A 16,987-nucleotide genomic window follows, 5' to 3' on the forward strand; every position below is an offset into this window, starting at 1 on the left:
ACGTTCAGCAGTTTTCAGAAGAGGGGTATTTAAGGTGGGACTCCCTTGGGGAGTTCCTGGCGCTTGCAGTATCGCTTGAGCATCTGGCCATTACGTTTAACAACAAGAAGGCTCAGGTACTGGCAACGACGCTGGATCAGGCAAACGGCAAGTTCCTGGAGAGCAACAAGTCTCCTGCCAGGAAGGTTGGTGAGATAGACAACCGCGGGAGTCATTTCTATCTTGCCTTATACTGGGCGCAGGCGCTGGCTGCCCAGGATGAGGACAAGGAGCTTAAGACCCGCTTTACACCGTTGGCAAAGGCCCTTACAGAGAATGAGGCAAAGATAGCGGGAGAGCTGATAGCTGCTCAGGGTAAGCCACAGGATACAGGCGGTTACTACTTCCCTGACCCTGAGAAGACATCAAAGGCAATGCGTCCGAGTGCGACATTCAGTGCCGCACTGGCTGCTATTGCTTAATTTAAAATGGTAGAGATTGCAGGAGGCGGTCATAAAGACCACCTGCTGGAATTTAGGCCAACATCTCTTTTTGATGTTGGCCTTTTTTTATGTCCATGACAGAGAACATGACAAACAGACTTATATCAATCAGCAGTGAATGGGATATCCCAGAGGTGTACCGTAAGACCTCCATCTCAAAGCTGATCCTGTATCATAATCTAAACCTTCCATCCAATAGATATAAAAGGGCTGAGATACTCACGCTGATGTGTATGGATAACCGTCAATCGCTCAGGCTTCCCGGAAATTTTTCTTTTATTGTACGCAACGGGGGCGGGACACAAAACGGTGCCTCCTTCTCCATCTCTTTTGCAGTTGCTGTAGGTGGGATACGGCATATCGCTGTCATAGGCCATAGTGATTGCATGATGGTCAATCTGGGGTCAAGAAAAGCAGAATTTATCAGAGGGTTATCAGAAGGCAGTGGATGGGATAAGGCTGCTGCTGAGAGCCACTTTATTGATTCATGTGTCCTGTTTAACAAAGAAGATGTAGTGAGCTCTGTAATAGCAGAGGCGGAACTTATCCGCTCGCAACATACTGGCATTGTTGTGGCGCCAATGCTATACTCTGTGGAAGACGATCTTTTATATCTGATAGAGGAGAATTAACCGTTGAAGAGTAAGGGACAGACAGAGGCTGAGATAAGTAATGCCATGACAAAGTTCGAAATAGAATATATGGGCCGCGGACCGCAGGAAACCAGGACCTATATTATGGATGACATGGTAATAGTACGCCTCAAAGGGGTATTGACCAATGCGGAAAAGCATCTGACCAAGACACAGGAAGGCCGGGACCTGATCAAAAAGGTCAGGGCCACCATGCTGGAGAGCGCAAAAGAACTCCTCTCAAGGGTAATCAGGAATATCACCGGAGTGGAGGTAATCAGCCTGCACACGGATATCAGCACAAATACCGGAGAGCGTGTGATTATCTTCACACTCGCAGAAAAGATTTAGAAGGCACCCTCATCAGTTCTATCCCATAAGTTCCATCAAATGCTGAAACTTTTTCTCAAAGAATAATGTCTCAGGGTCTTTAGGGAATTGTATGAGCTTTTTTCTTTCCCTGAGGGAATCCTTTGTTATATTAAATCTCTGTATAACCTCCATAATATCACTGAGGTCTTCATCTGTTCCTCTCATGAGCTTGCTGAAGACATAATCTACCGGATCGAGTATTTTCAATGTTAAATAATCACTGGTGTAAACAGTCTGCGCCCTTTCCTTATAGTTGGATGGCATCGGAACAATACCCCACCCACTGATATTATCGCTTATATTTGAGGCAATGCCTTCTTTCCTCAGGTATTCAAGAAATTCAAAATAGATTTCATTGCCGCATCTGATTTCGGCATCAATATCAACGGTATACCGTGGCGCCCCATAATAAGCCATCGCAAGGCCCCCGATAAGGAGGAGTTCAATGGGTTTGCCCTTTGACTTCGCAAATGCTTCGATCCTCTCTACGTATGATTTAACATAATCCTGCATACACGAGACCTTTCAGGAATCCCCTGATATTCTGCCGGTAGACCCCATCCCTTACCCTGTAAGGAACTATCACACCCCTATTGTGCAAATCATCAAGGGGAATATTTTCGTGGAAGATCCATCTGAAAGCAAGGTACCAGCTCAATGCATTGGTGAGGGCATCCCTGACAACGTTTTCGTCCATGCATGACTTGAGGCCCTGAACCAGTTCAGGATTTAAGATGAGCTCGACCCAGAGAAATTTGATAAGTCTTTTATCATTGATAATGTCCTCAACAGAGTCTATGCCCCTGCCGGATAAGGAGTCAATATATACAAGCTTTTGTATTTTCACTGAGGATAACGTATCAGGATGAGGCCCTGCTGTCAATATGATAACAGATCAAGGCAGCATTTATTGCACTCGTATTCATCCATGTTTGCTGCTGCTCCGCATGTCTGATAGTATTATAGTATGGAGACGAAACCACATTACCTGATGTGCAGGCCGGTTTATTTCGCGATCGCCTATGAGATAAATCCGTGGATGAAGCTGACTAACCCTGCTGATAGCGCCCTGGCCCACAGACAGTGGGATGCATTGTACAACGCTATCACAGGCAGCGGTGCTGAGGTCTCCCTGATTGAACCAGTCGCCGGACTGCCGGATATGGTATTTACTGCCAATGCAGGGCTTGTGAAAGATAACAAGGTCATCCTGAGCAGTTTCAGGCACAGCGAAAGACAGGGAGAGGAGTTATATTACGACAAATGGTTTACAGAACATGGCTATCACTGTCATTCAATACCCTCAGGCTCTGCATTTGAAGGCGCCGGTGATGCTGTGTTCTATAAAAACATGATGCTGCTTGCACATGGATTCAGGACAGACGTCAGCACCCACAGTCATGCAGGCAGGATCATGGGAATGGACTATCTGTCGCTTGAACTTGTTAATCATCACTTCTATCATCTGGATACCTGCCTGCAATATCTTGAAGATATCAATCTCATGATCTACTACCCTGACGCATTCAGTCCTGAGAGCAGGAGAATAATAGACAACCTGCCATCAGACATATTGAGGTTATCTGAGGAAGATGCATTTTCGTTTGTGTGTAATTCAATCTGTATAAACAAAAAGCTGCTTTTATATCATTGTTCGGATGCACTTGCTGATGCGCTAAGGAAATACGGCTTGCAGATACTCTATATGGATATATCAGAATTTATGAAATCAGGCGGGAGTGTGCGTTGTATGGTATTAGACCTTTAACCGTTTACCCCGTTAAGATATTCCATTTCCAGAGGAGAAATTTCATCACCGCACACAAGATTCATGAATCTTTCAAAAAACAATCTTTTCCTGACTTTTATTTCCCTGTTTTTTAACGCAATACCGGCAAGGTAAGACACGACCTTTGCCGCAGACGATGTATCATACTCTAAACCACCATCTTCCCCGGCGGACAAATCCCCAAGATAATATGGCCTTGAACCATATGACATCTCAGCACACCTTGAGATCTTTTCGTATAACTCAACAGCAGCATACTCCCCCCCTGCCCCGCAGACTAAAACCCCTGCTTTTTTTCTGTCATCGGCTGCCATAAACTTTTTGATCTCCCTGTATGAATCTATCAGGGGTGCGGTCATTACCGGCACAACAAACAATGCATCATCTATAACAGGATTAATATGATCTTCAAATTGCCTGACAATCACAATATCTGTCTCCTGTTCTATTGATTTCAGTGTCTCGAGCATCAGAGACAACTTTGCATGGGCCCTGGGGATTGAATCATCAAATGACAGATGCGGGGCGAGCAGCCTGACCCCGTAAGGCCCGGTATATACTATGTCAGACGGGGCATATCTCTCCTGATAATAGTGTTCAATGGAAAAACCATGAAGAGATAATCCAAGCATGAATGATATCCCTGGAAACCTGGAATCTGCGTCAATCAATAATACCCTGATTCCTTTTTGTGAAAGCTCTATGCCGATGTTTGCACAAAGCGCAGCGCCTCTGCGCGGATCGTCCGTATCAACTATGGAGACCGATTTATACTGTCCCTGGGCCTGCAGTTCACAGTGAGGCGGGGGTTCCTTTGCAATCGCCTGAGGCTGAGAAACAAAATAGTGGGAGATATCTTCCAGCCCTCTGCCAAGCCGTTTTGTCTTCTTCATAATACCCTCAGTTAGTCTATCACTACTAAGGAATTATACGAGCCGTATCTGTTTGAGACTACATTGGGGTTGCCTGGGTCCTCCTTCCAGTCTCCGTCAATGCAGAACTTGTACTGATAAGCTCCGGGAGGGACATTAATAACTTTTTTCCATGTACCGTCTTTCTCACGGGATGTGATTACCCCTTTATCAGGAATCCAATTATTAAAATCACCGGCAATTTTGACATCCGCCGCTTTCGGGTCTTTATACACAAAGACAATGCCATTATTCCCAGGGACCGCCCTTTCAACCTTATCAGAAATCAAATTAATCGAAGACTCCATAACCGCCACAGGCGCTTCATGCATCATGGCCGGATCTTCCTGCATCAGTACCTCATCAGCCATACCCGCATAATCCCAGTGACCGATTGAGTTAGGGGCATATTCACAAACCGGGACACCAAAGCTTGCCGATTCACGGAGTTTGGAACAGTGCCGCACAGGTGTAGAGAAAATAATTCCATTGAAATGATTCTTTACCTCATCGAGTATTTCCCTGGCAAAACGGCTCCTCCTGTCAAACATGGTCGGCAGGATAAATGTCTCTAAATGATGTCCTGTATGTCTTCTAAGCATTGCGATTGTCTCCAGCAGCCTGCTGAGTCCGTGAAGGGAAAAGAAACTGACATCAAGAGGTATGATAACCTCACCGGCAGCCCTAAGGGCATTAATACTTAACAGACCCAGGTTCGGAGGACAGTCAATAATGACATAATCAAATTTCTTTTTTAGTTTACTCAGTGCATTTTGCAGCCTGCTCTCCTTCTCAGAGAAAAAGGCTATATCCTGTTCGATGGTAAAAAGGACGACGTTCGCCGGGGCAAGACTTACATTCTGTACATTTGTTTTTAAGATAACATCGTCAAGCAGCAACCCTTCTCTCAGCACATGGTATACAGAGAGGCCGATTTCTTCAGTTTTTATGTTGTAACCCAGTGTTGAATGGCCCTGAGGGTCCATATCAATGAGCAGCACCCTTCTGTCCCTTTTTGCCAGACATGCCGAGAGATTAATTGCTGTGGTAGTCTTTCCACAGCCGCCTTTCTGGTTAGCAACTGCAATAATCCTCATTTGCACCTCCCCGGGTTTTTCCCGCTTGCGCCCTTTTATTAACGGGCGGGATTAATCACTGCCTTTCATTTACAGCTTTAACCTTTCTGAACCTTCCAATGACATTTCTCTTCTTCCGCCATTTATCCACTTCACGCTGTACGTCTGCAATATCGAGTATCCACTCCTGACCTGAGATTGCCTCAAATGCAGTATCTTCATAAAACACTAATATCACATCCCCTGTAGCAACAAGGGTAAGCTCCGAGAGCGGCCTCTTTATGGTCGGAAGTATACGTTTGAGCTGTCCTATGCTTCTGCGTATTCTCTGAACAGATATGCCTGCGTCTATTAATTTCTTCGCGGCCCTGATGGATATGAGGTCACTGAAGGTATACCTGCCGTGGCCACCTTCAGTTCTGTGAGACGGATTAACGAGACCGGACTTATCCCAGTACTGCAATTGCCGCCTGCTGATGCCCGCAATGGTGCATATCTGGCTGGCAGAAAACAAACTCTCATTATTTGAGGGTGTTTTGTGCTGTTCCACCGCTATTTCTTATAGCGTAAAACATGATGACTGTCAAGTAAAAAGATACAAAATATCAACTTTATGTCACAATTTATGAAGATGAATAAATGTCGTATTTATGTTAGGATGAACAAATCCGGGGGGCTTCAGTGGAAATCAGGGTATCAGGAAATACGCACACAGGCATGGTCAGGGATAACAATGAAGATGCTTATGGGATCTTTCCGGACTTGTCTTTGTATATCGTTGCTGATGGATTAGGCGGGCACGCCGGTGGTGAGGTTGCAAGCAGGCTCGCTGTGGAAATAATAAGATTGGAGACAGCAGGCGAACACACGGTTGCTGATTCACAGGAGAAAATTCAACATGCCATACAGACTGCAAATATATTCATACGGCAGAAGGCAGAAGATGATTCCACTCTTCATGGCATGGGAACAACAGTTGTAGTTGCATCAATCAAAGATGATAAAGCAGTGGTAGCCCATGTCGGTGACAGCAGGGCATATCTGATACGCAACAATGCAATCACACAAATAACGAAGGACCATACTGTAGTGGAGGAATACATACGGATTGGACTATTAACGCCAAAGGATGCGCTGTATCACCCTTCGAGACGCACTCTGTCACGGGCAGTAGGAACCGAAGGTGTCGCATATGCAGATTTTGAGAGTGTCAGACTGCAAACCGGAGATGTATTGCTGCTCTGCACAGACGGCCTGACAAACATGCTGCATGACAAAGAAATCCTGAGCACCATAGACGGACTGACACCTGACGCAGAGAATATATCAAACAGACTCATTGAGCTTGCCAATAACAATGGTGGGATAGATAACATAACAGTTATAACTGCATGCATACTGTAGCGCCGGCCTTTAGTTCGGTAGACTCACTACAGGTATGGACGGCTTTATGTGGGGGATGAGCCCCCACGCTGCGGATTGTAAGATGAAAAATCCCCCTTAGTCCCCCTTTTTCAAAGGGGGAAATTAGTTCCCCCTTTTACTAAAGGGGAAATTAGTTCCCCCCTTTAGTAAAGGGGGGAGAGGGGGGATTTGAACGGAGAATTTCTTATGAAAATAGGTCTTGTAAATCTTGGATGTCCAAAAAACCAGGTTGATTCGGAAATAATGCTCGGCCTCCTCCATGATGCAGGCTTTGAGTTCACATCAAATGAAAAAGATGCTGAGATCATCGTTGTAAATACCTGCGGCTTCATTGATTCAGCAAAGGAAGAATCCATAACAACCCTGATTGAACTTGGAAGGCTCAAGACAGAAGGGAAATGCAGGCTTCTTGTTGCCGCAGGCTGCCTCCCCCAGAGATATAAGGAAGACCTGTTGAAAGAAATGCCTGAGATTGATGTAATAGCCGGCACCGGTTCGTTCAGGGACGTCATATCAATCTGCATAGAGTTTCGGGATAAACAATACCGGCGTCTTAAAGAACAGAGGGCCTACCTGGCAGAACCGTCTGACTTCAGTTATGAACTATCACTGCCAAGGATCCGGATAAGTGAGGTGCATACTGCCTTTATAAAGATTGCAGAAGGATGTGATCATACCTGTACATTTTGTATTATACCTGAACTGCGGGGCAGACAGAGAAGCCGGAGCATGGAATCAATAATAGCAGAGGCAGAAAAACTTTCATCAGAAGGTGTCGTGGAAATCAACCTGATTGCCCAGGATTCAACTGCATATGGAAGGGATCTGAGAGAACCCCGCGCATTGGCCAGGCTGTTAAAAAAGCTTGCCTCTCTAAAGGGCATCAAATGGATACGCATCCTCTATACGTACCCAGGCTCTTTTACAAATGAACTGATCTCTGTAATGGCAGACGAAGAGAAGGTCTGTAAATATATTGACATGCCTGTCCAGCATGTCAGTGACAGCATACTCAGGAGGATGCAGAGGGGGCACACCAAATCCGGCATATACAGGACGATCGAAAAGCTTCGCAGCAAAATACCTGATGTAGTTCTGCGGACCTCCCTGATAGTCGGGTTCCCGGGAGAAACAGAAAGGCAGTTTAATGAGCTGAAGTCTTTTGTCGAAGACGTGGAGTTTGACAGGCTCGGCGTCTTTACCTATTCTCATGAAGAGGGTACCGAGGCATACTCCATGAAACAGCAGGTTGGAGAAAAAAAGAGGCTTGAGAGGCAAAACATAATAATGGAGATTCAGCAGGGCATATCCCTCAGGAAAAATCAGAAGCTGATCGGCACCAGACAAATTGTCCTGGTGGATAGCATTTCAAAGGGTGAGGAATTTCAGATGGAAGGACGCACCTGCGGCCACGCCCCTGAGGTTGACGGAGTTGTATATATAAAGTGCAATTCAGAGAGACTTCCTGCGCCGGGTGAAATGGTAAGTGTCAGAATCGAAGATGCCCTGCCATACGACCTTGCAGGGACAGTTATACAGGCTTAAGCACAGCGCCCTTTTCAAAACCCAACTGGATGGCCTTCCTGTTCAATTCCGTAAATGCAGCAGGAACACGCGCCAGCACAGCCTTCTCCATTGACTCGGCAGATATAATCTTTGTCAGCTCTGTCATTATGCCAAGGGAGATAATATTTGCTACTATCCCTTTTCCAAGAACATTGGTTGCTGTTGCGATAATAGGAAATGAATAGACCTTATAATTTCCTTTTGGGACGTTTTTTACCTCATCAGAGTCAACCAGAAGTATGCCGCCGTCCTTGATGTCTTTGTGATATTTGTTGCATGCCTCCTGTGTCAGGGCAAGCATGGCGTCAATGCTGGTCGCCTTAGGGTAATCAATCTCTTCATTACTGATAATGACCTCGCTCCTTGATGCGCCGCCCCTTGATTCAGGTCCGTAAGACTGGCTCTGTACAGCCTGCTTGCCGTCATATATTGCCGCTGCCTCAGCCATTATTATCCCTGCCAGTATCATCCCCTGCCCGCCTGAACCGCTGAATCTCAATTCATATCTGTATCCCATATAAAATCACTCCTTTAATATATAGTGACAGCGACTATTTATCGGAGATTTCACCTGAAAATGCTCCTGTGTGCCCGTCATTCCCACGGAACCTGTCCCCGCATGATTTAAGCGGGGAGTGGGAATCCAGATCCAGGCCTCGGTCTGGATTCCCGCTTTCGCGGGAATGACGTTTTTCATGACACCTTGCGAGCCCTGAGCTGTGAGCGTGCCGAACAGTCGAAGGGCTCATGACGGTTCATCCGATAAATAGTCGCTGTCCCTGTTTATCAGATTGTTTATTTCTTCTGCACCCTCTCGAGCAGCCTGTTATACTCATCAAGATACTCAGGCCTGTCCGATTTATGAATGATGCCACGCAGCAGTTTTCCTTCAAGCTCCTGCGGAGACATCTTCTCTGCCTGCTTTACCGAAACAGTGCCTTCCTTCTCAATCTTCTCCATCATCTCTGTGGGTGTCTTATATTTATTAAACCTTCCATAGTATGTTGGACAGGCATCTATAATGTCAATGACTGCAGTCCCCTTGTGCATTATAGCCTCATGCAGCACCTTCTCAAGCTCCTGGAAGTGATACGCCGTACCCCTTGCAACAAACGTTGCCCCTGCTGCCTGAGCAAGTTTGCATGTATCGAAGGTCGGCTCGATGCTCCCATAACGTCCTGTTGTTGAAGTGGTTCCCTGCGGCGTTGTTGGAGATGATTGTCCGCTCGTCATACCGTATATGGAATTATTGTAAACCATGACTACCATGTCAAGGTTGCGCCTGCACGCATGTATAAAATGATTGCCTCCGATAGCAAGGGCATCTCCGTCACCTGTTGTCACTATAACCTTGAGTTTCGGTCTGGCAAGCTTTACGCCTGTTGCATAGGCAAGTGCCCTGCCATGGAGGGTATGGAGTGTATTAAAATCAACATAACCAGGTGTCCTGCTGGAACAACCTATCCCGGACACCATTGCGATATCATCCTGAGACAAACCTGAAAGCTGTATTGCCCGCAGAAGGCTCTTTAATACTATCCCATGTCCGCACCCCGGACACCAGATGTGCGGCAGTTTTCCTCCCCTTACGTACGGGGAATAATTAAATGGGACCTTTTTTTTCTTTTTTGCAAGCGGCCTTGTCTCTTCAGTCTGTGTACTCATATTATAGTTCCTTTCTTAACCGTCCAACATATCCCGGTCCACCATTAGCTCTGACATCTTTGATGAAGCCGTGAAGAATCCGTTTCCTGTAATGCTCTCAATTATCTGTGCAGGTTTGATAGGCTCGGTATCAGCCCTTAAAACGCCTTTGACCTCACACCTGCCCTGAGCAACCCTCTCGACCTCGTAGACTATCTGCCCTAAATTCATTTCAGGTACTATAATCGTCTTGACCTGCTTTGAAAGCTCTTCCACTGCATTCTCAGGGAATGGCCATATTGTCATCGGGCGCAGCAGACCTGCTTTAATCCCCTTTTTCCTGAGTTCTTTTACAGCAAACTTGGCCGATTTTGCAGAAACGCCATATGCAAATATCCCTATCTCTGCATCATCCAGGTACAGCTCTTCGTTTTTGCAGATCTTGTCCCTGTTATTGTCCACTTTTCTCAAAAGCCGCTGGCCTGTTTCTTCTATAAGCTTTGTGTTATTAGTAGGAAAACCATCCGCCCCATGATACAGCCCTGTAACATGGAACCTGTATCCGTCCCCATATGCTGCAAGCGGGGCAACATCACCATGATAAGTGTCATAGGGTTTATATTCATGCGGTGCACAGGAAGGTCTTGCCCTATCTATAACTTCGACCTCACCGGGTGCTGGTATTGTTATAGCCTCCCTCATATGGCCGACAATCTCATCGTAGAGAAGGATAACAGGCATACGGTATTGCTCTGAAAGGTTGAAAGCCCTGACTGTTTCATAAAACAGCTCCTGAACAGACGCAGGGGTAAGAACGATAGCCGGATGGTCTCCATGAGTCCCCCACCTTGCCTGCATTACATCTGACTGGCTCGGCCCTGTAGGGAAGCCTGTCGAAGGGCCGCTCCTCATTACATTGACGATCACACAGGGAACCTCTGCCATACAGGCAAAACCAAGCCCCTCCTGCATAAGGGAGAATCCTGGGCCGCTGGTAGCAGTCATTGACTTCTGACCGCCAAGTGATCCGCCAATAATTGCAGATATACTGGCGATTTCATCCTCCATCTGGATGAAGACCCCACCCATTTTGGGCAGCCTTGCCGCTGCAATCTCCATCACCTCTGTAGATGGCGTAATGGGATACCCTGCAAAAAATCTGCACCCGGCATAAAAGGCACCCTCAGCACAGGCCTCGTTGCCCTGCATAAACTTTTTAGAATGCACAGTCATCTCTCTCCTTCCATATTCCAACACTTAAATTACATTGCCTTCCAAAGTTGACGCTCAAAAATGCTCAGTTCCAGCGTCAACTACAGCTCGAATACCTGGATGGCAAAGTCCGGGCACCGGTTATCACACAATTGACACCCATTACACGCATCGAGTTCCTTAACAACACAAAGGTTCCCATCCATTGACAGCACATTTGTAGGACAGAAATCCACACATATAACACATCCTTTGCATAACTTAGGGTCAATCTCAATCCTGAAAATCCTCTTTTCCGCCACTGCCATAGTCTATGTCCTTTTTGTATTGGTGTGTTAGTCTTTTTTGATACTCTATCAGTTGGCATAATATACAATAATTGTATAGTTGATGCAAGCTAAATATTGCCAAAATCTAAGTCTCCATAAATTGATAAAGTGGTTCCAATATGCTATTCTGATGTCAGTTTATCATCCACTTATCCGGCATCCGGCTTTGCCATTTTTGCATCATGATTAATACAACTGATAAAGATAAACAGATTATTTTTTTCAGCATCCTCCTGGCAGTTGGAATATTCGTCTTCGATTTGTCAACTCCATTGGGAATAGCTGCGGCTGTCCCTTATGCAGTTGTTATACTGCTTTCCTTATGGTTATCAAAAAACCTGCATACCATCATAGCCGGATGCGGGGTGACTGTTTTAACTATATTGGGCATTTTAATGTCACCAGCCGGCGAAAAGCCTTCTGTTTTTTTAGCAAACCGTCTTCTTTCAGTGATTGTTATCTGGACGGCCGTAGTCTTCGTCATAAAATACAGGCATTCCATCAATGTCATAGAGGAGCATGCTGCAGCCCTCAACCAGGCAAACATGGATTTAATGAAACAGTCTGAGGAATTAACGCTCTCCAACGAGGAGCTTGAAAAATCACGCAGGAAATTCCGAAACCTTACCGCTCATCTGCAGGACCTAAGGGAGGCAGAGATAAAGTATATTGCCGCTGAACTGCATGATGAATTAGGCGGGCTGTTTACAGCTATAAAGATGGAACTATCCATTCTGCCGACGAATTCTTCCGTAAATCCTGCAAAAATGTCTGCAGCAATTGAATCATTAGTAAAACTTACTGACACGGGCATAGAAACAGTACGGCGCGTTTCAACAGAGCTGAGACCTCATGTCCTGGACCATTTTGGCCTCATTTCAGCCATTCAATGGTATATGAGTGAATTTCAAAAAAGGGCCAGGATCCGATGCAGGTGTCTCTTAAGCGACGAAGATATCCCTATGGACAAGAGTCATGCCACTGCGGCCTTCCGCATCCTGCAGGAGGCAATGACAAACGTTGCAAGACATTCCGAAGCCACCAGGGTCACTGTTGAGGTGCGAAAGGAAGACAGCGCTCTGATATTGAAGATAGAAGATAATGGAATAGGAATAAATGAAGAAAAGATAAATGATCCATTTTCCTTTGGATTGCTCGGGATGCAGGAGAGAACATTATATCTTGGCGGAGACCTGAAAATAAGCGGGGCGCCAAACAAGGGAACAAGGGTGCTGGCAACGATCCCACTCACAGAAAAGGGGAAATGAGTAATGATCCGGATTATAATCGTAGACGACCATCCTATTTTCCGTGAGGGACTAAAAAAAATCATCTCGGAATCTCACGATATCGCGATCGCAGATGAGGTAAGCACTGGCAGGGATCTGTTAGACAGACTAAGGAGGAATAGCTACGACATAATAATACTCGACATCTCGCTGCCTGATATGAGCGGACTCGAAATCCTCGGAAACCTGCAGAACGAAAAAAAGCATCCGCCTGTTCTGATAATCAGCATGCACCCTGAAGAACAATATGCAGTGGCCGCATTAAAAACAGGCGCATCAGGCTACCTGACCAAAGGGAGTGTTCCTGATGAATTACTGACAGCAATAAGACGTGTCTCCACCGGGAGGAAATACATCAGTTCATCGCTTGCGGAAAAGCTTGCATCGGATCTCAATAAAAGCGGAGAGAAACCGGCTCACGATACCCTCTCAGACCGGGAGTATCAGGTCATGGTTATGCTCGCATCAGGAAAGTCTACCGGTGATATAGCAAGACAGCTCTCGCTCAGCCTTCCCACTATCAGCACCTACCGCTCCAGAATTTTGAGGAAGATAAACCTTAAGAACAATGCAGAACTGATCCACTATGCAATTAAGAATAACCTGGTATGAATGGGCGATGCAGGTATCGAACCTGCGGCCTCTTCCGTGTGAAGGTAACCCATTGAAATCCTTACCCTTTTCCTATATTTCCTTCTGCCTTTGTTTACATGCAGTTAGGGATATAGGGAGGGGTAAGGATTTTCTTCTTTTTTGTGCTGTTTTTGCCTGTCTACTATACAAAAACTATACAGTGGGGGTATCCGTAAAATCGGCAGGGGTGGGGGTGATAAATATCAACCCCTCTTCGAAGTCGGCGCAGGTTTTCCGAGAATGGAATTTCCTCTTTTTATTTTCCGTTTAAGTTCAGAAAATAATGAATAACTAATCAAATACGTTTCGTTTTTTTGATAGGTTGCTCAGGCTTCTTACAAATCCGTCTGACCACTTCAATAATAAACTGCTTGTCCTCCTCGCTTTGGTCTCTCAACAGTGTTCTCAGTTCTCTTATAATTAGATCACCTTTTTGAAATGCCTGCTTTTGGGATTCTCTGAATAATTCAGCGAGGGTAATGTTCAATGCCCCACAAATTTTAGAAAGTGTAATAATCGTTGGGGTTCTCTGGCCTCGTTCAATCTGCCCAAGCCAACTGAGGTTTAATCCTGCTCTCTCTGCTAATTCAAATTGAGTTAGTCCAGTTTTATTTCTGACATTTCTGATTCTATTACCCACAAATTGTATGACGTTATCCATGTCCATCCTCCATAATAGAAAACACTGAAAGGATGACTAAAGTAAATACGGCTATAGTAATCAGACTTATAATGACTATAGTCACTAACGGTATATTTATTGCATGTAAATAATCTTGTTAATGGCAAAAAGAAGGCAAATATACTGGGGGTAAAATGATAATAATTTCACTAATAAAATGGGATTTGCGAAAAAATCCATAAAGAAAGGAGGTGAAATAGAATGAATAAGAAAATGATTAAGAGGATAATTCCTTTCTCGATTGCTCTGGCGTTGATTATTGGGGTTACGGTCTCAGCCCATGCGACACTTACTCCCAATTATGAGCTGATCTACGATACAGACCTCAATATCTACTGGCTACAGAACGCCAATCTGGCAGCAAGCAACACGTTTGGAGTGTCCGGCATTTACTCCGACGGCCGTATGACGTGGGATACGGCGCAGACATGGATTGCGGCAATGAACACGGCAAACTACCTGGGATTTAGTGACTGGCGGCTTCCAACCACACTCCAGCCTGATCCCAGTTGTAATACTGCATATTCTGCTTATAACTGCACAGGGAGTGAGATGGGCCATCTGTTCTATACAGAACTTGGGAATAAGGGTTATGTAGCTGCTGATGATACAATTCCTCAACCCGGCTGGGGCCTTACTAATACTGGCCCCTTTTTTTCCATACAGCCCTACAACTACTACTGGTCCGGTACGGAGTCTTCTGACTGGCCGAACGCCGCGTGGGTCTTCGGCTTTAGCGATGGTGGCCAGGGCGCTTACCATAAGACCAATATCGCTTCTGCCTGGGCTGTGCGTGACGGTGATTCTCATCCGGTCCCGGAACCTGCAACATTATTCCTTCTGGGCTCCGGTATGGCAGGAATGATTGTTTGGAGAAAGAAGCTGGGAAGGCAACAAGGCTGATTGGTAGCTGATTTGTTCATTACAGCGATGCAACAACAGTTCCTGAACCGGTCTATATGAGCTTAATGTTTAGAATCAAAAAAATCATCAGTTTAATATGAAGTATTAAGTATATTGAAATAATGTACCCCATATAATGCCAGCTTACAGGCATTATATGGGGGGCTTAATAGGCTTTTTAGCACAGGAACTATCCTGCCTACCATCTCCACCCCAAATAACGCCAACATAGCATGTAAGAACTACGGGCAATTCCCATCTCAGATTGACAGTCTTTATCTTATGGGTATATAATACCAATATGAAGGCAAGCCTTGTTATGTATGTAAAGATTGAGGATGAATTGGATAATACGATTGAGATTAAAATATGGCAGTTGCCTGAACCGACCGAAGATAAGCCGCACGGTTATAAATATTCCCTTGCCTACATTGTAGAGGATGAGCATGTAATTGGTTATGACAATGGAGAGGGGAAGGGAGATCATCGTCATTACAGAGATGATGAAAAGCCTTACAGGTTTAAAAATATAGCGGAATTATTAAAGGATTTTTACGGGGATATGGAACTATACAAAGGGGGCAGGTTATGAAGGTAAAAAAAGTTAAGATAGGGATAAAGAGTCTTGAACAGGTTTTTGATGATGTGAAGACCGTTGTGAAGAGGATTGAGCAGGGGGAAAGATTAAAGCCTGTAAAGGGACCTGAGATATATTTTACGAGTTTCGATGCGTTAAGAAAGGGCTTGACTTCTAAGCGGCTTGAACTCCTGCATATCATAAAGACACAAAAACCGTCCTCTATCAATGAGCTTGGACGCATGGCAAAGCGGGATATAAAGAATGTTGCCGGTGACGTGAAGTATCTTGAGCGCATAGGGCTGATAGAAACGAGAGAAAATCGCCGGAAGAAAGCTCCTGTTATTAACTACGACCGGATAGCCTTTGAAATAGCGGTTTAATACCCTTATGCCTGCCGGAGAGGTATATAGAAGATGAAAATAAAAAAGGTAACAATAGGGATAAAGGGTCTTTATGATGTCCTCAGTAACACAAAAGAGGTAATGAAGAGGCTTGAGTGGGGCGAGAAGGCAAAAAAAGAGCATGGTATGTATTTTGAAAATCTTGAGGCTTTCAGAAGGGCATTAACAGAGAGACGATTAGAGATGCTGCATGTGATAAAAGAAAGACACCCTTCTTCCGTTTATGAGCTTGCCAGGATGCTTGACAGGGATATAAAGAACGTGAATATTGACTTGGAATATCTCAGGGAAATCGGTCTGGTGGAGATTAAAAGGTCAAGAGAGAAAAGAGAGCGTGTTATTCCAGAGGTCAACTACGATGTGATTGAGCTTAGGGTAGCAGTGTAATAAATTTGATGCCAGGGAAATCTACCTGCATTTCTCCAGCAACTTAAAATATTCTTCCCTGCTCATATCAGCAGTCCGCATACAGGACTTAATAATGTCAAGACCGATCTCATCATATTTAGGGATAATAATAGGACGCCTGACTCCATCCTTTTCAAGAACCATATGACTCCCTTCTGTCCTGTTATGAACAAAACCAGCCTCTTCAAAGATACATTTCAGTATCTTCCAGGATATAGGGGTTAGACGTGGCAATGTGTGCGACTCTCTTTGAGGTTAAAAGGCAGAGGGACGTTGACACTTTCGTATTTCTTGGGGAAAGGGCGGGCCTTCACCGGCCCCTTTACCTCTACCGGGGTGAACCCGCAATCACGGAGGACTTCATCAAGAACCCCTCTATCGTAGCAGGAAATAAGAAATAGCCTGAGGGCCTCGATGAGATTTTCAAGAGCCTTGTTTCTGGTTTTCCCCTGAGAGTAGACATCCAGGATAGGGCAGCATGAGACATAATATTTACCACTCTTTTTAACCTGAGCCGGTAACTGTACATTGAAAATGACCTGCATCTTGTTTCCCCCCCTTTTAATTTGTATTATCGAACAGACATCGAGGATAGTCAACAAACAAGTTAATTTAAGACACTACGGTCGCTCCGCAAATGGGATAACCTCTAT

At 45.1% G+C, this 16,987-nt stretch carries 24 protein-coding genes; 12 read left to right on the forward strand and 12 right to left on the reverse strand.

What is annotated here, in order from left to right; all coding sequences use genetic code 11:
* From IT393_04120 to IT393_04130, 3 genes are all read left to right on the forward strand, one after another.
* Window positions 1–461: NADP-dependent isocitrate dehydrogenase (locus tag IT393_04120; protein ID MCC7201837.1), on the forward strand; the 461-nt coding region annotated here is incomplete at its 5' end.
* Window positions 462–568: 107 nt separating this feature from the next.
* Complete coding sequence (locus IT393_04125; GenBank protein ID MCC7201838.1) at window positions 569–1,114, forward strand: carbonic anhydrase; 546 nt, start codon at window positions 569–571, stop codon at window positions 1,112–1,114.
* Between the two features lie 45 nt (window positions 1,115–1,159).
* Window positions 1,160–1,465 (forward strand): DUF2294 domain-containing protein, encoded by a 306-nt coding sequence (locus IT393_04130; GenBank protein MCC7201839.1) that lies wholly within the window; start codon window positions 1,160–1,162, stop codon window positions 1,463–1,465.
* Between the two features lie 18 nt (window positions 1,466–1,483).
* On the opposite strand, the gene IT393_04135 is transcribed toward IT393_04130, so the two are convergent.
* A complete protein-coding gene (locus IT393_04135; GenBank protein MCC7201840.1) occupies window positions 1,484–1,999 on the reverse strand; it encodes a hypothetical protein in 516 nt (171 codons plus the stop codon).
* Window positions 1,983–2,333: a hypothetical protein gene (locus IT393_04140; GenBank protein ID MCC7201841.1), complete on the reverse strand. Its 351-nt coding sequence runs from the start codon at window positions 2,331–2,333 to the stop codon at window positions 1,983–1,985. The genes IT393_04135 and IT393_04140 overlap by 17 nt, the downstream gene beginning before the upstream one ends.
* A gap of 120 nt (window positions 2,334–2,453) precedes the next feature.
* Between IT393_04140 and IT393_04145 the strand changes: the two genes are divergently transcribed.
* Complete coding sequence (locus IT393_04145) at window positions 2,454–3,254, forward strand: hypothetical protein (GenBank protein ID MCC7201842.1); 801 nt, start codon at window positions 2,454–2,456, stop codon at window positions 3,252–3,254.
* Here the strand turns inward: IT393_04145 and IT393_04150 are convergent.
* From IT393_04150 to IT393_04160, 3 genes are read right to left on the reverse strand one after another with little or no spacing between them, the layout of a single operon-like run.
* Window positions 3,251–4,168: a hypothetical protein gene (locus IT393_04150; protein ID MCC7201843.1), complete on the reverse strand. Its 918-nt coding sequence runs from the start codon at window positions 4,166–4,168 to the stop codon at window positions 3,251–3,253. The genes IT393_04145 and IT393_04150 overlap by 4 nt on opposite strands.
* An 11-nt stretch (window positions 4,169–4,179) precedes the next feature.
* Entirely contained in the window at window positions 4,180–5,283 is a 1,104-nt protein-coding gene (locus IT393_04155) for an AAA family ATPase (GenBank protein ID MCC7201844.1), read from the reverse strand.
* Window positions 5,284–5,338: 55 nt separating this feature from the next.
* Window positions 5,339–5,812 (reverse strand): MerR family transcriptional regulator, encoded by a 474-nt coding sequence (locus IT393_04160; protein ID MCC7201845.1) that lies wholly within the window; start codon window positions 5,810–5,812, stop codon window positions 5,339–5,341.
* Between the two features lie 131 nt (window positions 5,813–5,943).
* Here IT393_04160 and IT393_04165 point away from each other — a divergent pair, with 131 nt between their 5' ends.
* Window positions 5,944–6,666, forward strand: coding sequence for a Stp1/IreP family PP2C-type Ser/Thr phosphatase (locus tag IT393_04165; GenBank protein ID MCC7201846.1), 723 nt, complete (start codon window positions 5,944–5,946; stop codon window positions 6,664–6,666).
* A 207-nt stretch (window positions 6,667–6,873) separates the two neighbouring features.
* Entirely contained in the window at window positions 6,874–8,232 is a 1,359-nt protein-coding gene (gene rimO, locus IT393_04170) for a 30S ribosomal protein S12 methylthiotransferase RimO (GenBank protein ID MCC7201847.1), read from the forward strand.
* Here rimO and IT393_04175 read toward each other — a convergent pair.
* The 4 genes from IT393_04175 to IT393_04190 all read right to left on the reverse strand — a co-directional run bounded on the left by IT393_04175 (window position 8,219) and on the right by IT393_04190 (window position 11,417).
* Window positions 8,219–8,770 carry a 2-oxoacid:acceptor oxidoreductase family protein gene (locus IT393_04175; GenBank protein ID MCC7201848.1) on the reverse strand — a complete coding sequence of 184 codons (552 nt, stop codon included), beginning with the start codon at window positions 8,768–8,770 and terminating at the stop codon, window positions 8,219–8,221. The two genes, rimO and IT393_04175, sit on opposite strands and share 14 nt — an antisense overlap.
* Before the next feature lie 278 nt (window positions 8,771–9,048).
* Complete coding sequence (locus tag IT393_04180) at window positions 9,049–9,918, reverse strand: 2-oxoacid:ferredoxin oxidoreductase subunit beta (protein ID MCC7201849.1); 870 nt, start codon at window positions 9,916–9,918, stop codon at window positions 9,049–9,051.
* Between the two features lie 15 nt (window positions 9,919–9,933).
* Window positions 9,934–11,106 carry a 2-oxoacid:acceptor oxidoreductase subunit alpha gene (locus IT393_04185; GenBank protein MCC7201850.1) on the reverse strand — a complete coding sequence of 391 codons (1,173 nt, stop codon included), beginning with the start codon at window positions 11,104–11,106 and terminating at the stop codon, window positions 9,934–9,936.
* Window positions 11,107–11,210: 104 nt separating this feature from the next.
* Window positions 11,211–11,417 (reverse strand): 4Fe-4S binding protein, encoded by a 207-nt coding sequence (locus tag IT393_04190; GenBank protein MCC7201851.1) that lies wholly within the window; start codon window positions 11,415–11,417, stop codon window positions 11,211–11,213.
* 203 nt (window positions 11,418–11,620) lie between these two features.
* On the opposite strand from IT393_04190, the gene IT393_04195 reads away from it, so the two are divergent.
* Window positions 11,621–12,706, forward strand: a complete 1,086-nt coding sequence (locus IT393_04195; GenBank protein MCC7201852.1) for a sensor histidine kinase — start codon at window positions 11,621–11,623, stop codon at window positions 12,704–12,706.
* A 3-nt stretch (window positions 12,707–12,709) separates the two neighbouring features.
* Entirely contained in the window at window positions 12,710–13,339 is a 630-nt protein-coding gene (locus IT393_04200) for a response regulator transcription factor (protein MCC7201853.1), read from the forward strand.
* Window positions 13,340–13,655: 316 nt separating this feature from the next.
* Here the strand turns inward: IT393_04200 and IT393_04205 are convergent, their stop codons facing one another.
* Window positions 13,656–14,021, reverse strand: a complete 366-nt coding sequence (locus IT393_04205) for a helix-turn-helix transcriptional regulator (protein ID MCC7201854.1) — start codon at window positions 14,019–14,021, stop codon at window positions 13,656–13,658.
* A gap of 222 nt (window positions 14,022–14,243) precedes the next feature.
* Here IT393_04205 and IT393_04210 point away from each other — a divergent pair, with 222 nt between their 5' ends.
* From IT393_04210 to IT393_04225, 4 genes are all read left to right on the forward strand, one after another.
* On the forward strand, window positions 14,244–14,945 hold the full coding sequence (locus IT393_04210) for a DUF1566 domain-containing protein (GenBank protein ID MCC7201855.1): 702 nt from the start codon (window positions 14,244–14,246) through the stop codon (window positions 14,943–14,945).
* Window positions 14,946–15,246: 301 nt separating this feature from the next.
* Window positions 15,247–15,537, forward strand: a complete 291-nt coding sequence (locus IT393_04215) for a hypothetical protein (GenBank protein MCC7201856.1) — start codon at window positions 15,247–15,249, stop codon at window positions 15,535–15,537.
* Window positions 15,534–15,905 (forward strand): hypothetical protein, encoded by a 372-nt coding sequence (locus IT393_04220; protein ID MCC7201857.1) that lies wholly within the window; start codon window positions 15,534–15,536, stop codon window positions 15,903–15,905. The genes IT393_04215 and IT393_04220 overlap by 4 nt, the downstream gene beginning before the upstream one ends.
* A 33-nt stretch (window positions 15,906–15,938) precedes the next feature.
* The gene (locus IT393_04225) at window positions 15,939–16,313 is read left to right on the forward strand and encodes a hypothetical protein (protein ID MCC7201858.1); all 375 of its coding nucleotides are present in this window, start codon (window positions 15,939–15,941) and stop codon (window positions 16,311–16,313) included.
* Window positions 16,314–16,334: 21 nt separating this feature from the next.
* Here IT393_04225 and IT393_04230 read toward each other — a convergent pair whose 3' ends face one another.
* Together IT393_04230 and IT393_04235 are read right to left on the reverse strand one after the other, a co-directional pair.
* Entirely contained in the window at window positions 16,335–16,568 is a 234-nt protein-coding gene (locus tag IT393_04230; protein MCC7201859.1) for a type II toxin-antitoxin system HicA family toxin, read from the reverse strand.
* Complete coding sequence (locus IT393_04235) at window positions 16,556–16,879, reverse strand: type II toxin-antitoxin system HicB family antitoxin (protein MCC7201860.1); 324 nt, start codon at window positions 16,877–16,879, stop codon at window positions 16,556–16,558. The genes IT393_04230 and IT393_04235 overlap by 13 nt, the downstream gene beginning before the upstream one ends.
* Window positions 16,880–16,987: the final 108 nt, after the last annotated feature.

It is taken from the genome of Nitrospirota bacterium (assembly GCA_020851375.1).
Lineage (GTDB): Bacteria > Nitrospirota > 9FT-COMBO-42-15 > HDB-SIOI813 > HDB-SIOI813 > RBG-16-43-11.

What these genes read in the sequence shown, in the direction of transcription:
- IT393_04225 (MCC7201858.1), top strand. Translation starts at nt 15,939, where the DNA reads ATGAAAATAAAAAAGGTAACAATAGGGATAAAGGGTCTTTATGATGTC.
- IT393_04200 (MCC7201853.1), top strand. Translation starts at nt 12,710, where the DNA reads ATGATCCGGATTATAATCGTAGACGACCATCCTATTTTCCGTGAGGGA.
- IT393_04185 (MCC7201850.1), bottom strand. Translation starts at nt 11,106, where the DNA reads ATGCAGGGCAACGAGGCCTGTGCTGAGGGTGCCTTTTATGCCGGGTGC.
- IT393_04125 (MCC7201838.1), top strand. Translation starts at nt 569, where the DNA reads ATGACAAACAGACTTATATCAATCAGCAGTGAATGGGATATCCCAGAG.
- IT393_04220 (MCC7201857.1), top strand. Translation starts at nt 15,534, where the DNA reads ATGAAGGTAAAAAAAGTTAAGATAGGGATAAAGAGTCTTGAACAGGTT.
- IT393_04135 (MCC7201840.1), bottom strand. Translation starts at nt 1,999, where the DNA reads ATGCAGGATTATGTTAAATCATACGTAGAGAGGATCGAAGCATTTGCG.
- IT393_04205 (MCC7201854.1), bottom strand. Translation starts at nt 14,021, where the DNA reads ATGGATAACGTCATACAATTTGTGGGTAATAGAATCAGAAATGTCAGA.
- IT393_04210 (MCC7201855.1), top strand. Translation starts at nt 14,244, where the DNA reads ATGAATAAGAAAATGATTAAGAGGATAATTCCTTTCTCGATTGCTCTG.
- IT393_04180 (MCC7201849.1), bottom strand. Translation starts at nt 9,918, where the DNA reads ATGAGTACACAGACTGAAGAGACAAGGCCGCTTGCAAAAAAGAAAAAA.
- IT393_04190 (MCC7201851.1), bottom strand. Translation starts at nt 11,417, where the DNA reads ATGGCAGTGGCGGAAAAGAGGATTTTCAGGATTGAGATTGACCCTAAG.
- IT393_04155 (MCC7201844.1), bottom strand. Translation starts at nt 5,283, where the DNA reads ATGAGGATTATTGCAGTTGCTAACCAGAAAGGCGGCTGTGGAAAGACT.
- IT393_04175 (MCC7201848.1), bottom strand. Translation starts at nt 8,770, where the DNA reads ATGGGATACAGATATGAATTGAGATTCAGCGGTTCAGGCGGGCAGGGG.
- IT393_04235 (MCC7201860.1), bottom strand. Translation starts at nt 16,879, where the DNA reads ATGCAGGTCATTTTCAATGTACAGTTACCGGCTCAGGTTAAAAAGAGT.
- IT393_04150 (MCC7201843.1), bottom strand. Translation starts at nt 4,168, where the DNA reads ATGAAGAAGACAAAACGGCTTGGCAGAGGGCTGGAAGATATCTCCCAC.
- IT393_04130 (MCC7201839.1), top strand. Translation starts at nt 1,160, where the DNA reads ATGACAAAGTTCGAAATAGAATATATGGGCCGCGGACCGCAGGAAACC.
- IT393_04145 (MCC7201842.1), top strand. Translation starts at nt 2,454, where the DNA reads ATGGAGACGAAACCACATTACCTGATGTGCAGGCCGGTTTATTTCGCG.
- rimO (MCC7201847.1), top strand. Translation starts at nt 6,874, where the DNA reads ATGAAAATAGGTCTTGTAAATCTTGGATGTCCAAAAAACCAGGTTGAT.
- IT393_04215 (MCC7201856.1), top strand. Translation starts at nt 15,247, where the DNA reads ATGAAGGCAAGCCTTGTTATGTATGTAAAGATTGAGGATGAATTGGAT.
- IT393_04195 (MCC7201852.1), top strand. Translation starts at nt 11,621, where the DNA reads ATGATTAATACAACTGATAAAGATAAACAGATTATTTTTTTCAGCATC.